This is a genomic window from Microcoleus sp. AT3-A2 (assembly GCF_036705685.1).
Classification (GTDB): Bacteria; Cyanobacteriota; Cyanobacteriia; order Cyanobacteriales; family Microcoleaceae; genus Microcoleus.
This window is the reverse complement of the sequence record NZ_JAUBVF010000006.1, coordinates 113,520-131,098: the sequence shown is the minus strand read 5'-3', so window position 1 is coordinate 131,098 and position 17,579 is coordinate 113,520. Positions and strand designations below refer to the sequence as shown.

Sequence of the window (17,579 nt, the reverse complement as noted above, 5' to 3'; positions counted from 1 at the left end):
ACACCGTCAGTCGATTTTAGATTTTAGATTTTAGATTTTAGATTTACTTGCAGCATTGAATCTGGAATCTCGAACAGGAGTCTAAAATTTGGGGTTCACCACGACAGGAGTGGGGGGCTTGTATCCTTTTTGAGGCGGTTCAGGTGCGAAAATGTGTACCCTACTCTCACCGTAAGGTGGTATGAGAGCGAACCCTACAAATTCAGAGAAATTTAACTAAAGTCTTTCTAAGAAATTTCGCAATAATTGCTTTCCCGAAGTCGTCAAAATACTTTCCGGGTGAAACTGTACACCTTCAATGTGCGGATATTCCCGGTGTCGCACTCCCATAATAGTTCCGTCTTCAACCCAAGCCGTAATTTCTAAAACTTCTGGACAAGTCTGCTTTTCAATTACTAAACTGTGATAGCGAGTTGCAATCATCGGCGATTCCACGCCCTGAAAAACTCCGACTCCTGCGTGTTCTACCTCTGAAGTTTTGCCGTGCATCAACACGGGTGCAGAAACAATTTTGCCGCCGAATACTTGACCGATACTTTGATGTCCGAGGCACACGCCTAAAATTGGTAGAGTCGGGCCTAATTCTTTGATTAATTCCAGAGAAATTCCCGCATCTTCCGGCCGCCCCGGTCCTGGAGAAATAACCACTGCGGCAGGCTGCAATTGGCTAATTTCTGCTAAGGAAATTTGGTCGTTGCGGTAGACTTGCACTTCGCGGGCTACAGGCAACTCAGCACCTAGTTCTCCTAGATACTGTACCAAATTGTATGTAAAACTGTCGTAGTTATCGATGACTATAATCACGGGTTAAGTTAGATTTTAGGTTTTAGATTTTAGATTTTAGGTTAACTCGCTCCCTGAAAGCAAGGGGTTTCAAGATTTTAGATAGATGCTGAAGATAAAAATAGCTGCAATATAGACGAATAAAACTAAAAATCTCAAATTGGTCATCTAAAACCTAAAATTTGCTGAACCCAATAAGTTACTGACGGGCGATCGCAATTTGAACGACTGCCCACAAAGGAGGAAGCAGAAGTGCAGCACCGACGATGATCGCAGCCATTGCCGATACCATAACTGCTCCGGCAGCGCAGTCTTTGGCAATTTTGGCTAGTTCGTGATAAGATTGCCCGACGGTCAAGTCTACCACCGATTCGATCGCCGTATTCAACAGTTCCATTGCTAAAACTATGCCAATGGTGACGCCGATCACAGATATTTCTACAGGTTGGAGTTGCAAAAATAGCGCGAGTCCGATCGCCAAAGTGCCTATAACTGTGTGAATCCGAAAATTGCGCTGAGTTGAAAAAGCATAACTCAGACCCCCCCAAGCGTATCTAAAACTCGTAGCTAAGCTAGATGCGATTTTCCAGGACAGCTCTCGGTTGTATTTCAAGGCTTTTTTCGGCTCCTGGACTGTCTGGCTAGAAGAGTCTTGAGGCATGGGCAGAAACTGTGCGATTTGTGATGAAATTGAGGGTCTATCTAGTGCCATAAAGAACCAACTTTAATTTACAGAGATGAATGAAAGCTAAACTTTTCAAATTAACTTCATCAAGTCTAGGTAACTTTTCTAAGTTTTTACTAAAGTTTTGGTTTAATTTCAGAAAGTTATGTTGGGCTTGACATGATTTTTTAAATCAACATCAACTTCAGTTATGCTGTTTGGATCGCAAGACCGATCGCCCGCAGCAATGTTTCTTGTTGATCGAGCATTTGAGTCAGACTTTCTTCATCCGGGTGATCCCAGCCCAAAAGATGCAGAAAACCGTGGGCTGCGAGCCAAGCGAGTTCGGTCTTCAGGGGATGTCCTTGCTGCTGGGCTTGTCGGTTAGCTGTATCGATCGATATGACGATATCACCCAAGTATAAGGGTTCAGATGACTGCATCTCCTCTAGCTGAGGACAGTCTACCTCTAAAGATGCGAAAGCTAGTACATCGGTTGGTCGATCGAGCTGGCGGTACTGGAGGTTGAGGGCTTGCATATCGGGATCGGCGGTTAAACGCAGACTGACTTCGTAGCCCGGAGCGACTGGCACATAATCTTCCTGGTTTTCCAGCCAAACGCTAAACCAATTTTCCCAGGTTTCGGCTGAAATCTCCCCGCTGGCTCTACTCTCAGGGAGGTTGGAAGCGTCGGCTGACTGGTGGGCGAGCCCGTAACAGTCTTCGACGTTCACCTCAATTAACATTTTTTTGCTCTCCTGTCAAGGGATATATTCTATTTTTTTACAAATTCCAATTGCGCGATCGAACGGCAGGGGATTTTGCTGTTGCTGGAAACATACCGTAATCTGTTAGAGATGGCAACAGGCAGGCAGAACAATCAGCTTAACTCTCTATTTGTGAAAAATGAAAATAGAGATCGAAATGAGAGGCTGATTGTTGGCATCCCGGATTAAGAATTGAAATAGCGATCGAGAAAAGCCAAACCGACGAGTACGCCTAAAAGTCCTGCGGCTGTCAAGGCAAAATGAAACAGAGAAGTCGCCCGCTTGCGAACCATGTTCCGCATCGCCAGCTTGACATAACTCGGTGGAGGTGCAGTGTTTGTCGGCGCTGTCTGGGTTTCGGCGGACTCTTCGGAGGCGGGAATTGCTGAGGGAGGTTGACTCATAGTGGTTAGTTTAGAAGGTTAACAGAGGGGCTGCTGAGAACAGACTCGCCCCGATGTTAACAAATATGTAACGTTTTGTGTAGGTGTTTTGAGTTTTTCGATCGCCCCGGGCCCATTAAAGGGGGATTATACCAACAGATTAATGTGCGATCGGGCTGATTATCAATTCGATATTTTATTTTTATCTTCAGATACACGAGGATAAATTTAATTCCCGATCCGTGTTCATCAGCGCTTTAACAAAAATTTTTAAATTGTCAAGACGCACAATCAAGCGACACTCATTTGAGTTAACTCAAATGAGTGTCACCAGAAAAAGCGACTGTTAACCAACCGCGACTGGCAGTTATTCATAGATATAGCCACGGAAAAACAGAAACAAAATTTTCCGGCTAAATAACCCAAGCTAAAAGTTAAATTACTCGCACAAAAACATGGAAGTTTCCACCTTTGAAATCCTCACCGCACCGATCGCACCTGTGATGGGCATCCCTCCACAACTCATCCCAGTGGCTCGTCGAATCGTTCAGGGATATTTTCTCACCATCTCCAATCTCGAAGCGATCGACTTGCGATATCGGATTGAGTTTACCATCAGCTTACCCGTGCCGGCAGATCCTAATAAAATCTTGCTCAACAACGCTTTCTTAGTTGTTGACGTTGAAGGCACTAACATCGAGGTACCTCTGACTCAGCAACCTGGGAAACCGAAGGTATATCGCGCATTTTTCACAATACCCGCTCACAAAACTGCATCTGTTCAATTGTTGCCCATTCTGCCAAAAACTCTGACTCCAGGTTTGTTGGAAGTGCGCGGCTATGTCTCGCTATTTGTGCCAGCGCGCTCCATCTTTCCAAAGCCTCAACCCCAAAGCAAGAAACCAGTCAAGGTGTTATTGAATCCCGAAATTCGCGGTACTTTCTTACCAAACGATTTCCCATCACCAACTTCAACTTTACCAGACTTCGATCAAATTAATTACACTTTAGCGATCGCCAGTGGAAAAGGCTTGAACGAGATTACCCCTGAACCAGGTAAACCAATTATCATCGATTTACAAATTGTTGGTCCAATTTTGGAAGAGTTACGCAACGGTAATTTGGACTTGGCTACTTTGGAATCAGACAATTCAGAAAAAGCTCAACTGCTAGTGCAACTGCTGGCCCAACTCGATGCCAATGATGTCAATTTGAAAGAGCTAAATACAGTGATGGATAAATTTGATATTCCTGTCAGAATGTCTCGCGGCTAGAACTGTTAAAGGGTAAGTAACTGTAGGGTGGGCATGGCCCACCTTACGTTGGATTACGTTTAATTACGCCCAATTATACACTCAGTGAGCTTTCTTCAAATGTCGAACTCATTTAAATTTCAGCCTGTTTCTTTTAGTTGGGTGGCTGTTCATCCGCAGCCCAAAGGAGTTGTTCAATTTATTGGTGGAACTTTTTTTGGTAGTTTGCCAACTTTGTTTTATCGATATTTTTTACAGCAGTTGTTTGAAGAAGGTTATACCGTAGTTGCTTTGCCGTTTAGATTTACTTTTCGTCACTGGCCGATCGCTATTGGGTTATTAAAAGAGCAGGAGGTACTGAGAACAGAACTGACCGAGATTGCTCAAAGATTAGGCTATGAAAGCGAAATTTATCAAGAACCATCGAGTTATTTTTGGGTTGGTCACAGTCTGGGATGCAAGTATATTGCTCTTTTAGAATTTTTAAGCGACGATCGGTATCCAAATATTGTGGAGAAATTCTGCGATCGCCCTGACTACGAACGGATTCAAAGGTTAATCGAAAATCTGGGCATCGACAGACCTTCAATTAAAGACCAGCCGTCCTTATTAATTGCTCCTGATATCAGCAATACAGAGAGCGCTATTCCAGTGCGATCGCTAGCAAAACTGTTAGACAAATTCCGCTTAGGAGTGCTACCAACCCGAGAACAAACTCAATGCTTTATTGCTAATAGTTCTCTGTTTAATTTGACGGCAATAATTTCTTTCGAGCGAGATGATATTGCTGGTTCTACCAGTGATATCAAGAAAAGTCCAGAACAACAAAAAAACAGCGATGTACTTTGGCTCCTACAACAGCTAAGTAATAGAAAATTGCCTTTATTGAGCCAGGAAATAGAAGGCAAACATTTAGAGCCGATTGGTATCAAAATCGGTTATTATATTGTTGACCTCAATCCTTGGGATAAATTCATCAAACCTCTGAAAAGCCGATTTCTTGAATATTGGTCTGTTCATTTTTTGGATGCTTTGAAAAAGCGGTTAGGCGCTTAAATATCGGTTGTTATTTGCGATCGCCCTTTCAATTCCCTCTCCTCCAACCAAACATCCACCCAAACAGCATCGGTTTCCGACAGTGGGGGAACTGGTGCGGCGGTATAATCTATTCTAAAGTCATAGGCGGGGCGATCGTAAACCCCATTTAATAACGCTTGTAAATCTACAATTGGTTCCGCATCACCCGCGCGCAAAGGCAACGCAGAGGATTGTGAAAATTAAATACACAACAGCTTATCATTTGCCTTAATTGTGGAACGGGCGTCTCGCCCGTTAAGTGAATCGTGGAACGGGAGAGACGCCCATTAAGTTAATTGTGGAACGGGCGAGACGCCCGTTATAAAATATGCGGTTAAAATGACCTAAAAATCGCCGTAACTACTAATAGCCGCCTGCAACCTCCCAATCACTTCATCAACCGAAATCGCCCCCAACTCCCCAGAAGCACGAGTCCGAATATTCAAACTATTCGCCTCAACTTCCTTCGCACCCACAACACCCATCACCGGAATTTTATCCTTCTCAGCATTGCGAATCAACTTGCCCAAACGCTCGCTATTCTCATCAGCTTCAGCGCGCATTCCGAGCAGTTTCATCTTCGCGGCCACTTCCTTCGCAAACGGCAAAAACTCCGCGCTGACAGGCAACAACCGCACCTGAATCGGCGCCAACCACAGCGGAAAATCCCCCGCATACTGCTCGATCAAAATCCCGATCAAGCGTTCCAAAGAACCGAAAGGAGCGCGGTGAATCATCACCGGACGCTTGCGAGTGCCGTCTTCAGCAACGTATTCCAAATCAAAACGTTCTGGCAAATTATAATCTACCTGAACTGTTCCTAATTGCCATTCTCTATCCAAAACATCTTGGAAAATGAAATCGAGTTTCGGCCCGTAAAAAGCCGCCTCCCCAATTCCCTCAAAATAATTCATTCCCAAAGTTTCCACCGCGCGGCGGATTGCACCTTGAGCCTTTTCCCAAGCTTCATCGGAACCGATGTATTTCTCTAAATTGTTCGGATCGCGGAAGCTCAAACGCGCCTTAAAGTTTTTCAGTTGGAGACTCTTGAAGACTGACAGAATCAAATCCACCACATTCAAGAATTCAGCATCTAACTGTTCCGGCGTGACAAATAAGTGGGAATCATCCACCGTAAAGCCGCGCACCCGCGTTAAACCGCCCAATTCTCCCGATTGTTCGTAGCGGTAAACTGTGCCGAATTCCGCTAGACGCATCGGCAATTCGCGATAGGAACGCAATTCGCTTTTGTAAATTTGAATGTGAAAAGGGCAATTCATGGGTTTCATCACAAAACCCTGTTCGTTTGCTGCCGCTTCCTCATCCTCCGCCATCAGCGGAAACATATCTTCTTTGTATTTCTGCCAGTGTCCAGAAATTTTGAACAAATCGACTCTGGCAATGTGCGGAGTCACTACTTGCAAATAACCGCGCTTGATTTGTTCTTGTTTCAAGTAATCTTCTAAAATACTTCTCAAAACAGTGCCTTTGGGCGTCCACAAAGGCAAACCTGGCCCAACTGGATCGGCAAAGATAAACAAGCCTAATTCTTTGCCTAATTTGCGGTGATCGCGCCTTAATGCTTCTTCTTTGCGGTGTTTGTATGCTGCTAATTGTTCGGGAGTTTCCCAAGCAGTGCCGTAAATGCGCTGTAATTGAGCTTTGGTTTCGTCGCCGCGCCAGTACGCACCTGCTAGGCTTTCTAGCTCGATCGCCTTTGGATTCAACTCACTGGTATTATCCAAGTGAGGCCCGGCGCACAAATCCCACCATTCCTCGCCCAAATGGTAAAGAGTAATCGGTTCGATCAAACCTTCTAAAATTTCTAATTTGTAAGGTTCGTTAATCTCCTTAATTCTGCGTTCCGCTTCCTCGCGGCTGACTTCTTCTCGAATTACAGGCAATTTACGGTTGATGATTTTGATCATCTCTTTTTTAATGGCTTTTAAATCCTGTTCCGTAAAAGGTTCGGGAGTGTCAAAGTCATAATAGAAACCGTTTTCAATCCAAGGGCCAATTGTCACTTGCGCCTTGGGAAATAACTTCTGCACCGCCATCGCCATAACGTGGGAGGTGGTGTGGCGAATTTTTTTTAGTGATTCCGACTCACTCGTGCGGGGCAACTCAATTTTAGCGGACTCTTCTGGAGGGGACATGGATTCTGAGCTAGACATCGGCTGAATTAGCAATTAATTTAGTGGCAGTTGCTTCTATATTACTCAGATTGCGACAGCAAGCGCCGACTTCAGGTTGGGGGACACCCTGGGAAATTAGGTCATTCTGGGCATTGGGCATTGGGCATTGGGCATTGGGCATAGTTTTTTTCTTCCTTCTTTCTTCTTCCTTTCATCTGTTACATCGGAAGAAAGCGAATCCTTCGCCGAACTTCCTTCTGCTATGAGCTATTGCTAGCGAGTCTGAGCCGATATTGCACAATTTGGGGATTTCGACTCAAAAATCGCTGCTGGCACAGTTAAATTTATTCACACCCACCGGCTAATTGTTATTAAATTATTGAATTTTTGTTAAAAAAATGTTACAATTTGTAAAGACCGTCTAAGACTATAATAGATAAATAACCCAATTTTGATCCATGCTTAATTCCAACTTGCCCGAATCAGAATTGCTCAAAGCGTTACTGGAACCGCTGTTAGAGGATTTCAATTACTGGTTCGACCGATCGGCAAAACTCTTAGAAACTGAGGAAATTCCCTTTCTCAGCGACGAAGATCAATCTGACTTGCTGGCGCGAGTCAAACAGGCTCAGCAAGAAGTAGGCGCGGCTACAGCTCTATTTCAAGCAACCGGAGGTCAAGTTGGGATTGAAACAGCAGCACTGATGCCCTGGCACCGACTACTCGCCGAATGCTGGCAAGTATCGGCGCGCTTTCGCTCATTGCAGTCAGCTCCCCCTGGAAAATAAGGAACCGAGTTCAAGTTAAATTTGCAGTCAAATCCCCAACTTTTGGAAATGTGGCTGCTGACTTGACAACCTCAAACAGATTTCCAGTTAATAAGTTATTACTTGCTGAAACACTTTTGTAAATTGCTGTGTGGCTGTTTAGCCCGGAGGAGAAGAGAATGTTGCACTTGCTTTATATTTTAGCTTTTACCGTTCTTGCCTTTCTGGCAGTCGGTAACTTAATCCGCAGTCTAGTCACCGTAGGTATGGAGTCCCAGCGCCCTCAACAGTTTAGGGCAAATAATCCCTACGCATCCTATCCTCGCTATCAATCGGTACCGCATCCAGAACTTTTAGACGAATACGGAAACATAGTTAATGAGCCGCTTTTAGTGATGCGTTCGCTGACTGTCCAAGACGCCCGCGAACAATTAGATGCTCTCTACAAATCATCTCCGGGCGGCAGCGATGAAGGGGGCGAACTAGCCTAAGACAACCACAGCCACAGCATTTATACTTAGGCGCGATGCCTCAAAAAAAATATAGGACTTACAAGCTAGGTGTCAGAAGCCCGATTTATTCATAGATGGTGGGTAAAAACCGGGTTTCTTGGGCTCAGTCGTCAAAATAATTGGTCGTTAGTTTTTAACTAATGGCTAATTATTTGCGCTTTTTTAAAGTTTAATTACCGATTAACCAGATCGATAGCCAAAAAGCGATAATTATGGCACTGATCTCCAATAGAGCGAGGATAGTTTGACACTCAAGTACAGGGAAACTAGGAATCTGGGCGGGAACGGCGGAGCGAAGTTGGGCGAACACCGGGGTACCCCAGGAGAGCGAAACCGATTTCTTTGTACTTTACTTACCGAGAAAATGGGTTTAAAGCCCTGCCCTTCTAGGGCGGCTTTTTTCTTATCAATCGTGTTGTCCCTTTGTAACAGTATGGTACAATACTGAGACAAGGAGGTACTACAAGTGTTTTCTCTAACCTACGAGTTTAAGCTCAAACCTACCGTCAGCCAAGTTTCACTGTTTGAAGACTGGCTAGAACAGTGTCGGCGGGTGTATAACTACGCACTTGCTGAACGGAAGGCTTGGTATAAGTCTCGTAGTTGCCTGGTTAATGCTTGTTCCCTACATTCCGAGTACATTATTCCTGCTGATGCTAAGCGTCCTACTTATGCTTCTCAGTGCAAAAGTTTAACAGCAGCAAAAGAAAAAATCCCCGCTTTGAGGGTAGTTCAATCGCAAGTTCTACAACAAACACTTAAACGGTTAGAACAAGCTTTTGTTTCAATGTGGGAGAGAAACTTTGGCTTTCCTCGGTACAAGAAGCCTGGTCGCTGTAAATCTTTTGTTTTTCCACAACTGGGGAAATCGCCTTTGAAAAACGGGATGATTAACCTACCTAAAATAGGTTGGGTTAAGTTCCGACAATCAAGGGAGATACCTGGTGATGCCTTGGTGAAACAAGCTCGAATTGTTAAACGAGCTAGCGGTTGGTACGTGATGCTTAGTTTGCAATGGGGTGTATCTGTACCTCAAGCAACAGCATCAGGAGAAGCAGTAGGAATCGACGTAGGATTAATCAGTTTTCTCGCTACATCATCTGGGCTAACACTACCAAGACCGAGGTTTTTTGTAGACCTTCAACGCAAGCTTAAATTGCTGCAACAAAGAGTCAACAGAAAGAAACTTGGGTCAAATAATTGGCGTAAAGCTCAAACGAAAGTGGCAAAACTCCATGAACATATAAGCAACACCCGCAAGAACTTTCATTGGCGTACTGCTCACTTGCTTTGCAATGAGGCAGGAATGATATTTGTTGAAGACTTAAATTGCAAAGCTCTAGCTGCGGGAATGTTAGCCAAGCACTGCCTAGATGCGGCTTGGGGACAATTCTTCAACATTCTGAAACAGTGTTGTTTTAAGCGTGGAGTCTTTTTCAGGGAAGTTGACTCTAGAAAAACAAGTCAAATTTGCCCTAAATGTGGAGTTGAGACAGGTAAAAAAGATTTGTCAGAACGTATCCACAAATGTAATAGCTGCGGGTATACAACTGATAGAGATGTTGCCGCAGCCCAAGTAGTTCTACGACGAGGACTTGCAGCGGTAGGACATACCGTCAAGATGCTTAATGAGGGCAAGGTCGTTGGACTCCCTACGAGTTAAGAATCTTCGCGCTTATAGGGCGGAGAGTGTCAACAAGTGCTGTAAATCTATCAGATACTGAAGAAGGAGCGCTCTAAAGCTCCTATCAATCCTGTTTTGTCATCGGCAAAAATGCACGTTTAAGGCTAGATGATCGTCCCTATTTCGCTACTGGCAGAACTTCTGCAAGCTTTGCCCCAACTGCGGGCACAAATTTATTTCAAATCTTCCATGACAGCCTTGTCTCACGCGATGGAAGACTTAGTTTTGGCGGGTTCCGACGACGAACCCCTAGTCATTGCAAGCTTTCAGCGAGAGCGCTTCTACCGCCAGGAAGCTCACCGCTACCGGCGAATTGCCTCACGCTCGTCTCAGGTATACGTGCTGGCAGCACCGGAAACTGACTTTAAAAATGCTTCGGAGTATCACGAAACTGTGGCGTTTGCACCGGATGACGGATTAAGTAAAGAGTGGCACTTAGTGGTGCTGGGGCAAAACTACTCAACTTGCCTGATTTGTCAAGAAAAAATTGTGCCGATCGACAACCAGGACGATCGCGGGCCACTGTTGATGGATCAAGCTCGCAGATTTGAAGGAATTTGGACGTTCGATCGCGAGGTAAGCTCCAAAGCTGCCGCATTGTTGCTCGATAGAATTGTCAATTATCGCCCGGAATTGGCCGAAAAGATCGATCGAGCCCGAACTACTTACAAGCTCAAAACACCGAAAAAAACGCGGAAATCCGCCGCTTCCAAAGCGACCAAACCCGACATCAGTAGGGGGAAAAACTCAAAAATTCCCAATCCCAAATTGAGCGATGCTTTTACCGAACGCTTAGTAACCTACTTGCAAGCAGGCCAGCACAAACTGCTTAAAGCATACGCCGCCATCGCCGCCCAGGAACGCAAAGAACGCCTCGTAAACTTAATTACAACGGCAATGCGGCAGTCTCTCAACCCACAAGAAATCGTCGAAGTTGCAGTCCAAGAACTGGGCACTGCCCTGTCAGCAAGCCGATGTTTGATTTATCGGTGCAAGGCCACAGATGTGGCGGTCAAAATCGATCGCGAGTTTTTGGCTCCCGGCGCTAGTTCCATGCTGGATCAGACTTGGCTGTTGCAGGAAAATCAAATATGGAGCGACGCGGTGGGGCGGCAAGAGCGAGTTTACATCCAAGACACAGCACAACACCCGTTGATTGTCAATACACAATTCCTGGAAAAAACTGTAAAAAATTGGCAAATTGTCTCTTGGTTAATGGTGCCAGTGCTTTATCAGGGGCGGGTTTTGGGAATGGTGGAAATGCACCAGTGCCGAGCGGTTTTACCTTGGGAAGAAGACGAAATTGCTTTAGTAGAGGCGATCGCCACCCAACTCGGAGCCGCCTTAATTCAAGCCGAAACCTACGCTCATTTAGAAGAACTTAACCAACAATTAGAAGCATTAGACCGCACTCGCAGCAATCTAATTGCCATCACCGGACACGAACTCCGCACTCCGCTTTCTACGATTCAAGTTTGTTTGGAAAGTTTGAACTCCGAACCGGATATGCCCCCAGAATTGCGGCAAATCATGTTAGAAACTGCCCTCGGTGATGCCGATAGAATGCGGAAACTCGTGCAGGATTTCTTAACTCTTTCTCACTTAGAAAGCGGGCGAGTCCAATGGAATGTAGAATCGCTGACGCTGCAAGAATGCGTTGATTTGGCCCTCAGCAGCGTGCGATCGCGCACGGTCGATCGACAGTTACCGGAAATTATCGCCGAAGTGTCCGCAGAATTGCCTTTAGTGCAAGCTGACGGAGAGTGGTTGGTGGAGGTGCTCTCCAAACTATTAGACAACGCTTGCAAATTCACCACACCTCAAGGAAGCGTGACAGTGCGAGCCAAATGCAACGGTTCTCAGATGGTGGAAGTGCTCGTAGCTGATACTGGGAGGGGAATAGAGGCGAACAGTTTAAAAGTAGTGTTCGATCGATTTTATCAAGAAGAAGGAGCTTTGCGCCGCAGCGCCGGCGGTACCGGTTTGGGATTGGCAATTTGCAAGCAGATTGTTGCTGGCTGGGGCGGTAAAATTTGGGTAGATTCCGCAGGGAAAGACCGAGGAAGTGAATTTCACTTTACTATTCCCACTGTTTAGACTCAATTGATACAGCGTATTCCTGGTTTATGAATTACACCGCGCAAAACCTGGTTTCTCTTTACAGTTCTCGCATCCTTACTGATTCTGTTGCTCGAAACCCGGTTGATCGCGATCTACATCTACATGAAACATAGTGTAAAAAACCGGGTTTCTGGGAGTCTGATCGCGCAAGAATCGATCGAGTTATATCAAATCCGCGCTTCATCGTCGGACGTAAAGCCGAATCAAGCTGCCAACAAATAATTCGCGCAATTTTGATTTTTTTGACCCTTCCTTCAACAGTCAACAGTCAACAATGGTGAGGAGTGCAACTGAAATCGATATTAATTGATTGACCCAGATGCGATAGCACAGAAAAGTTTTCACTGCAGAACCAGGCTCCGCTGCTACACCCTCTCCCACCCTGTGATATCGGCCTTAAAGGTGAGGTGGCCACGCGGTGTTCAGCTTTAAAATAGAAAGTATCAAAGCAGATTTAGGATGCGCTTACCGTCTTAAACCCGGTTTGGCGACAGAATATCTAGGGAGGCTGCCGAAAATTAATATTAGTTTAAAATAAGAATCCAACTGTAGGTACGCTGCAAACCCCGATAGTAATCAGTCATGCCGAATCTAAAATCTAAAATCTAAAATCTAAAATGGTATAAGTCTCTTGTCCACAAGTCGTGAGATGGTAAAAGGCGCTCGAATCTGTTGAGGCACTGCCGACGCCAGTGTTGATTCGTGAAAAGTTGAAAATGCAAATGTTTCGCCCGGAAAAACTTTTTTTCCAGAAGAATACTCAAACCTAGAGGGGAGGAAAATCGATTATGTCACCTACAACCCAGATGAAATCTACTCAACCTATGGCCAACAAGCCACAACTACAATTAGGTTCTGAAGGTAAAGCGGTATTGGAACTCGAACAACTGCTAACAAAGTTGCAACTTTATCGGCATCCTGCTAAAGGAATTTTTGACAAAGCAGTTGAATTTTCTGTGAAACTGTTTCAGTTTCGGGTTTTCTTGTCGCCGGACGGTATTGTCGGGCCGCTGACTTGGCAGGCGCTTTATACTGGAGCCCCAGTTAATATGCCGGTACTCAAATTCGGCAGTTCTGGGGAAGCAGTCGCTACTGTTCAGGAAGTTCTCAAAATTTCCCAGCATTATGGCGGTAAAATTGACGGCGACTTTGCTACTTTGACGGACAAAGCTGTTCGCGCATTTCAAAAAAGCTTTGGGATTGAGGCCGACGGGATTGTCAATCAAGAAACTTGGACTGCTTTGAGCCAAATTCCGCGCGGCTATGACCCTAATTGGTTCTTGACTTAGGGTTGACGCGGTAAATTGTTCGATCGTGTGTGGGGAGAAATGGGGGGAATGTGCGATTATTCGGGTGCCCCACAAGCACCAGAATAATTGCTGTTTTTTTTGGATTATTTTTTCGGAATTCGTGCTGCCTAATTTAGTTTTCTAAGTTTGGTGGAAATTACCAATTATCAATTATCAATTATTAATTACTAATTATCAGAAGAGATCGATCGCCAAAAAACTGTTAACTTTCCTTACAATTTCTACAGCCGTGTCGCCTCATGATGATACGATGCCGTAAAAATCCTTTGGATATGTTTATGGCAGAAGAACTCACTGGACAACCCCCTCTTTTCGGCGGCAGCACAGGCGGCTTGCTGACCAAGGCGCTAGTTGAAGAGAAGTACGCTATCACTTGGACTAGCCCCAAGGAGCAGGTGTTTGAAATGCCTACGGGTGGCGCTGCGATTATGCGTCAAGGCGACAACTTGCTGCATCTGCCCCGGAAGGAGCAGTGCATCGCTTTGGGCGGCCAGCAACTGCGGGCTAAATTCAAAATCACGAACTACAAAATTTACCGCGTGTTTCCAGACGGTACTACTGAGTACCTGCATCCCAAGGATGGCGTGTTCCCTGAGAAGGTGAACGAAGGTCGTCCCTACAACGGTAAGATTGACCGCAATATTGGCAGCAATCCAAATCCGGCTAAGCTGAAGTTCAGCGGTAAGAAGACTTTCGACCCTTAGACCATGACTGCATGGCTGAGCAAAACATAGGTAATCTTCCCTGTAAGGCTCAGCTTGTAAACTTGTTTTTGCAGTAGTATTCTGACGCGGGAGGCTTAGCCCGCAGCGCCAAAATACTACTGCAAACTTCTAATCTTATTAAAAGTTAATAGTTAAATTAAAAATGAATGTCGTAATCAGGCGAGCGCAGCCTTCTGATATCGATGTTTGCGCTGGCATTACTTATGAAGCTTTTAAAGATATTTCCGATCGCCATAAATTCCCTACAGATTTTCCAACGCTGGATTTTGCAACCGAAATAACGGGCTTGCTAATCGAGAGTCCGGTATTTTTTGGGATCGTAGCCGAGAGTGAGGGTGCGGTTGTCGGCTGCGGGTTTATGGACGAACGCAACCCGATTCGCGGTATTGGGCCCGTCAGTGTCGATCGAACTTTTCAAGGCCGCGGCACGGGACGCGAAATCATGAAAGCTTTGCTGGAACGGGGACAGGACGCTGTGGGTATCCGTTTGGTTCAGGAATCTTTTAATATGGCGTCGCTGTCGCTGTACGCTTCCTTGGGTTTTGAGGTGAAGGAACCTTTCGTGTTAATGGAAGGGAAGTTTCGCAGCCAGCCTCCGCATGGGTTTGAGGTGCGGCCGCTGGCTAGTGAGGATGTTGGTGAATGTGCGGCTTTGTGCAAGAAATTATACAGGTGCGATCGAACTAGCGATATTGAGTACGCCCTGAATTTCTTTTCTCCTTGGGTTGCTTGCAAACAAGGTCGGATTGTGGCTTATACTTGTGCGGTGTCGGCTTTGAGCCACAGCGTCGCAGAAACTGAGGCGGATATACAGGCTTTGCTTTTGGGGGCTGCCGCGTCGAACTCCGAAGCACAGGTTTCTTTCCACTTGCCGGTGCGTTACGCAAGTTTGTTTCGCTGGTGTTTGCAAGAGGGGCTGCGCGCGCTCAAGCCGATGGCGGTGATGGCAGTTGGCGAGTATCAGTCGCCGGAGGGATGTTGGTTTCCGTCTTTCGTTTATTGAACCCAAGACGGTTAGGACGCTTTTAATCGCTGAAATCCTAGGATTGCATTTTCCCTCTTCCTGAAATCCGTTACATCCGTTACATCCGTTACAGAATCCGTTGCCGAACTTCCTTCTTCCTTCTGATATATATGATATTTCCCGATTTCTCACAATTCTCGGAACTGGCGAAACAAGGCAATTTTGTACCCGTGTATCAAGAATGGGTTGCTGATTTGGATACGCCGGTGTCTGCGTGGTATCGGGTTTGTGCCGGTCAACCTTACAGTTTTCTGCTGGAGTCGGTGGAAGGTGGGGAAAAACTTGGGCGTTATAGTTTCTTAGGGTGCGATCCGTTGTGGATTTTGGAGGCAAGGGGATCTCGCACAACTCAAGTTTACCGTGACGGTTCCGAAAAAGTATTTACGGGCGATCCGTTTGTAGCTTTAACTGAATGTTTGCAGTCTTATCAACCGGTGAAATTGCCGCAGTTGCCGGCGGGAATTGGCGGGTTATTCGGTTTTTGGGGTTACGAGTTAATTAAGTGGATAGAACCGCGAGTTCCCGTGCATCCAGCAAGCGAGAATGATTTGCCGGATGGATTGTGGATGCAGGTTGATAATTTGCTTATTTTCGACCAGGTGAAGCGGAAAATTTGGGCCGTCGCCTATGCGGATTTGCGCGAGGTTGGCGTTGATTTGGCCGATGCTTATCAGCAAGCGTGCGATCGAGTTGGCAAGTTAGTTCAGAAGCTGCAATCGCCGCTTTCCCGGCAATCTACTCTTATAGAATGGACTCCTCCCAATAACGGGCAAGATTCCCGTTCCACAACCGGAAATACAGAATTGGCTTACACTAGCAATATTACCCGTGAAAAGTATTGTGCCAATGTCTTAAAAGCGAAGGATTATATCAAAGCCGGAGATATTTTTCAAGTAGTTATTTCGCAGCGACTAGAGGCTGAATACAGTGGCGATTCTTTTGCACTTTACCGCTCTTTGCGTCTCATAAATCCTTCTCCTTACATGGCTTATTTTCATTTCGGAGATTGGCAGATTATCGGTTCGAGTCCCGAAATTATGGTGAAGGCGGAAAATACTGCTGATGGCAAAAAGATTGCAACTTTGCGACCGATTGCCGGCACTCGCCGCCGGGGTAAAACTCCTCAAGAAGATGATGCTTTGGCTGCTGAATTGCTGCAAGATCCCAAGGAAATTGCGGAACACGTCATGTTAGTTGATTTGGGCAGGAACGATTTAGGAAGAGTTTGCCGAAACGGTACTGTAAAAGTTGACGAATTAATGGAAATTGAGCGTTATTCTCACGTCATGCACATTGTGAGCAATGTGGTGGGAGAATTGGCTGAGGATAAGACAGCTTGGGATTTGTTGAAAGCTGGTTTTCCTGCGGGTACGGTTAGCGGTGCTCCGAAGATTCGGGCGATGGAGATTGTGCACGAGTTGGAAGGTTGTCGCCGGGGGCCGTATTCTGGGGTTTATGGGTATTATGATTTTGAGGGGCAATTGAATAGTGCGATCGCCATTCGGACTATGGTTGTTCGCTCTCAAGGAGGCGATAAACATTCGGTTTCTGTGCAAGCAGGTGCTGGTTTGGTGGCAGATTCTAACCCGGATATGGAGTACGAAGAAACGCTGAATAAAGCCAGGGGAATGTTAGAGGCAATTCGCTGTTTGAAATAGTGAGGCGGAGCCTCTGGATCTGTGTTACCAGGCAGAGCCTGGTAACAAGAAAACAGCAGTAATTATTGCATTATTGTCCAATTTACCTAAGCCCCTAATATTCGAGCGACCAAAACTGCAACATCAGGAAATGCCAGCGGATTAATATTACCCTGAGTCAGAGTTTGTCTCGATTGATATCCTTCATTGGTAGGCTCTCGAAATACTATTAATTCCCTAGTTCGCAAATTGACAACCCAATACTCAGAAATGTCGGCTTCCGCATAAATCTTGCTCTTGATTCCCAAGTCTTTGCTCAGAGTATGATCCGAGTATTCTATCAGCCAAAAGATGTTTTCTGGATAGGGATGATGTTCTCGGTAATCTTGTCCCAAACGTTGAATTACAGCGATATCGGGTTGTGGCTCGGAGTTGCTTGGTGGCAAGATAATCGGTTTACCTTGGCGGATTTTAGCCCGATCACCCAGCAAATAAATTAGGTACTCTCCAGCCTCATCGCTAGAGTAAGCATGAGATTCTCCTTCGGGAGCCATTTCAATTATTTCTCCACCTATTAATTCAACGTTTCGCCCTTCCAGAATGCCGGCTGCAATGATGCGGTGGTAGTCTGCAACCGTCCATTTTACAGTCGTGACGCTCACGGCGATTACTCCTATGTTTTTATTGTTATTTTAACGGCTGTCTTGCGATCGATGTAAAATATCAGTTATTGACTT

The 17,579-nt window shown here is 45.6% G+C and carries 18 protein-coding genes; 10 read left to right on the top strand and 8 right to left on the bottom strand.

Annotated elements, in window-relative coordinates:
- Positions 1-216: 216 nt before the first annotated feature.
- The 4 genes from QUB37_RS06135 to QUB37_RS06120 form a co-directional block, all read right to left on the bottom strand.
- On the bottom strand, positions 217-804 hold the full coding sequence (locus QUB37_RS06135; RefSeq protein ID WP_333160115.1) for an aminodeoxychorismate/anthranilate synthase component II: 588 nt from the start codon (positions 802-804) through the stop codon (positions 217-219).
- A 178-nt stretch (positions 805-982) separates the two neighbouring features.
- The gene (locus QUB37_RS06130; protein ID WP_333160113.1) at positions 983-1,495 is read right to left on the bottom strand and encodes a diacylglycerol kinase family protein; all 513 of its coding nucleotides are present in this window, start codon (positions 1,493-1,495) and stop codon (positions 983-985) included.
- A gap of 161 nt (positions 1,496-1,656) precedes the next feature.
- Entirely contained in the window at positions 1,657-2,193 is a 537-nt protein-coding gene (gene ybeY / locus QUB37_RS06125; protein ID WP_333160111.1) for an rRNA maturation RNase YbeY, read from the bottom strand.
- Between the two features lie 206 nt (positions 2,194-2,399).
- Complete coding sequence (locus QUB37_RS06120; protein ID WP_333062727.1) at positions 2,400-2,618, bottom strand: DUF3285 domain-containing protein; 219 nt, start codon at positions 2,616-2,618, stop codon at positions 2,400-2,402.
- A gap of 434 nt (positions 2,619-3,052) precedes the next feature.
- Between QUB37_RS06120 and QUB37_RS06115 the strand changes: the two genes are divergently transcribed.
- Together QUB37_RS06115 and QUB37_RS06110 are read left to right on the top strand one after the other, a co-directional pair.
- Complete coding sequence (locus QUB37_RS06115; RefSeq protein WP_333160108.1) at positions 3,053-3,871, top strand: hypothetical protein; 819 nt, start codon at positions 3,053-3,055, stop codon at positions 3,869-3,871.
- A 99-nt stretch (positions 3,872-3,970) separates the two neighbouring features.
- A complete protein-coding gene (locus QUB37_RS06110; RefSeq protein WP_333160106.1) occupies positions 3,971-4,906 on the top strand; it encodes a DUF1350 family protein in 936 nt (311 codons plus the stop codon).
- Here QUB37_RS06110 and QUB37_RS06105 read toward each other — a convergent pair.
- From QUB37_RS06105 to QUB37_RS06095, 3 genes are all read right to left on the bottom strand, one after another.
- Positions 4,903-5,109 carry a DUF4058 family protein gene (locus QUB37_RS06105; protein WP_333160105.1) on the bottom strand — a complete coding sequence of 69 codons (207 nt, stop codon included), beginning with the start codon at positions 5,107-5,109 and terminating at the stop codon, positions 4,903-4,905. The genes QUB37_RS06110 and QUB37_RS06105 overlap by 4 nt on opposite strands.
- Positions 5,110-5,271: 162 nt before the next feature.
- Positions 5,272-7,101: a threonine--tRNA ligase gene (gene thrS, locus QUB37_RS06100; protein ID WP_333160103.1), complete on the bottom strand. Its 1,830-nt coding sequence runs from the start codon at positions 7,099-7,101 to the stop codon at positions 5,272-5,274.
- Entirely contained in the window at positions 7,094-7,243 is a 150-nt protein-coding gene (locus QUB37_RS06095) for a hypothetical protein (protein ID WP_333160101.1), read from the bottom strand. The genes thrS and QUB37_RS06095 overlap by 8 nt, the downstream gene beginning before the upstream one ends.
- Positions 7,244-7,520: 277 nt before the next feature.
- Here QUB37_RS06095 and QUB37_RS06090 point away from each other — a divergent pair, with 277 nt between their 5' ends.
- The 8 genes from QUB37_RS06090 to trpE all read left to right on the top strand — a co-directional run bounded on the left by QUB37_RS06090 (position 7,521) and on the right by trpE (position 16,863).
- A complete protein-coding gene (locus QUB37_RS06090) occupies positions 7,521-7,850 on the top strand; it encodes a DUF2605 domain-containing protein (RefSeq protein ID WP_333160099.1) in 330 nt (109 codons plus the stop codon).
- Positions 7,851-8,008: 158 nt separating this feature from the next.
- A complete protein-coding gene (locus QUB37_RS06085) occupies positions 8,009-8,320 on the top strand; it encodes a DUF2973 domain-containing protein (RefSeq protein WP_333160097.1) in 312 nt (103 codons plus the stop codon).
- A 487-nt stretch (positions 8,321-8,807) separates the two neighbouring features.
- Complete coding sequence (locus QUB37_RS06080; protein WP_333160095.1) at positions 8,808-10,004, top strand: transposase; 1,197 nt, start codon at positions 8,808-8,810, stop codon at positions 10,002-10,004.
- A gap of 129 nt (positions 10,005-10,133) precedes the next feature.
- A complete protein-coding gene (locus QUB37_RS06075) occupies positions 10,134-12,122 on the top strand; it encodes a DICT sensory domain-containing protein (RefSeq protein WP_333160093.1) in 1,989 nt (662 codons plus the stop codon).
- Between the two features lie 812 nt (positions 12,123-12,934).
- Positions 12,935-13,435 (top strand): peptidoglycan-binding protein, encoded by a 501-nt coding sequence (locus tag QUB37_RS06070; protein WP_333160091.1) that lies wholly within the window; start codon positions 12,935-12,937, stop codon positions 13,433-13,435.
- Between the two features lie 299 nt (positions 13,436-13,734).
- Positions 13,735-14,160, top strand: coding sequence for a photosystem I reaction center subunit II PsaD (locus QUB37_RS06065; protein WP_333160170.1), 426 nt, complete (start codon positions 13,735-13,737; stop codon positions 14,158-14,160).
- A gap of 163 nt (positions 14,161-14,323) precedes the next feature.
- A complete protein-coding gene (locus QUB37_RS06060) occupies positions 14,324-15,184 on the top strand; it encodes a GNAT family N-acetyltransferase (RefSeq protein WP_333160089.1) in 861 nt (286 codons plus the stop codon).
- Between the two features lie 131 nt (positions 15,185-15,315).
- Complete coding sequence (gene trpE / locus QUB37_RS06055) at positions 15,316-16,863, top strand: anthranilate synthase component I (RefSeq protein ID WP_333160087.1); 1,548 nt, start codon at positions 15,316-15,318, stop codon at positions 16,861-16,863.
- A gap of 86 nt (positions 16,864-16,949) precedes the next feature.
- On the opposite strand, the gene QUB37_RS06050 is transcribed toward trpE, so the two are convergent.
- Positions 16,950-17,504 carry a Uma2 family endonuclease gene (locus QUB37_RS06050; protein ID WP_333160085.1) on the bottom strand — a complete coding sequence of 185 codons (555 nt, stop codon included), beginning with the start codon at positions 17,502-17,504 and terminating at the stop codon, positions 16,950-16,952.
- Positions 17,505-17,579: the final 75 nt, after the last annotated feature.

Excerpts from the sequence above, each read along its gene's own strand:
- QUB37_RS06130 (WP_333160113.1), bottom strand. The coding sequence starts at position 1,495 with ATGGCACTAGATAGACCCTCAATTTCATCACAAATCGCACAGTTTCTG.
- ybeY (WP_333160111.1), bottom strand. The coding sequence starts at position 2,193 with ATGTTAATTGAGGTGAACGTCGAAGACTGTTACGGGCTCGCCCACCAG.
- QUB37_RS06120 (WP_333062727.1), bottom strand. The coding sequence starts at position 2,618 with ATGAGTCAACCTCCCTCAGCAATTCCCGCCTCCGAAGAGTCCGCCGAA.
- QUB37_RS06115 (WP_333160108.1), top strand. The coding sequence starts at position 3,053 with ATGGAAGTTTCCACCTTTGAAATCCTCACCGCACCGATCGCACCTGTG.
- QUB37_RS06110 (WP_333160106.1), top strand. The coding sequence starts at position 3,971 with ATGTCGAACTCATTTAAATTTCAGCCTGTTTCTTTTAGTTGGGTGGCT.
- thrS (WP_333160103.1), bottom strand. The coding sequence starts at position 7,101 with ATGTCTAGCTCAGAATCCATGTCCCCTCCAGAAGAGTCCGCTAAAATT.
- QUB37_RS06095 (WP_333160101.1), bottom strand. The coding sequence starts at position 7,243 with ATGCCCAATGCCCAATGCCCAATGCCCAATGCCCAGAATGACCTAATT.
- QUB37_RS06090 (WP_333160099.1), top strand. The coding sequence starts at position 7,521 with ATGCTTAATTCCAACTTGCCCGAATCAGAATTGCTCAAAGCGTTACTG.
- QUB37_RS06085 (WP_333160097.1), top strand. The coding sequence starts at position 8,009 with ATGTTGCACTTGCTTTATATTTTAGCTTTTACCGTTCTTGCCTTTCTG.
- QUB37_RS06075 (WP_333160093.1), top strand. The coding sequence starts at position 10,134 with ATGATCGTCCCTATTTCGCTACTGGCAGAACTTCTGCAAGCTTTGCCC.
- QUB37_RS06070 (WP_333160091.1), top strand. The coding sequence starts at position 12,935 with ATGTCACCTACAACCCAGATGAAATCTACTCAACCTATGGCCAACAAG.
- QUB37_RS06065 (WP_333160170.1), top strand. The coding sequence starts at position 13,735 with ATGGCAGAAGAACTCACTGGACAACCCCCTCTTTTCGGCGGCAGCACA.
- QUB37_RS06060 (WP_333160089.1), top strand. The coding sequence starts at position 14,324 with ATGAATGTCGTAATCAGGCGAGCGCAGCCTTCTGATATCGATGTTTGC.
- trpE (WP_333160087.1), top strand. The coding sequence starts at position 15,316 with ATGATATTTCCCGATTTCTCACAATTCTCGGAACTGGCGAAACAAGGC.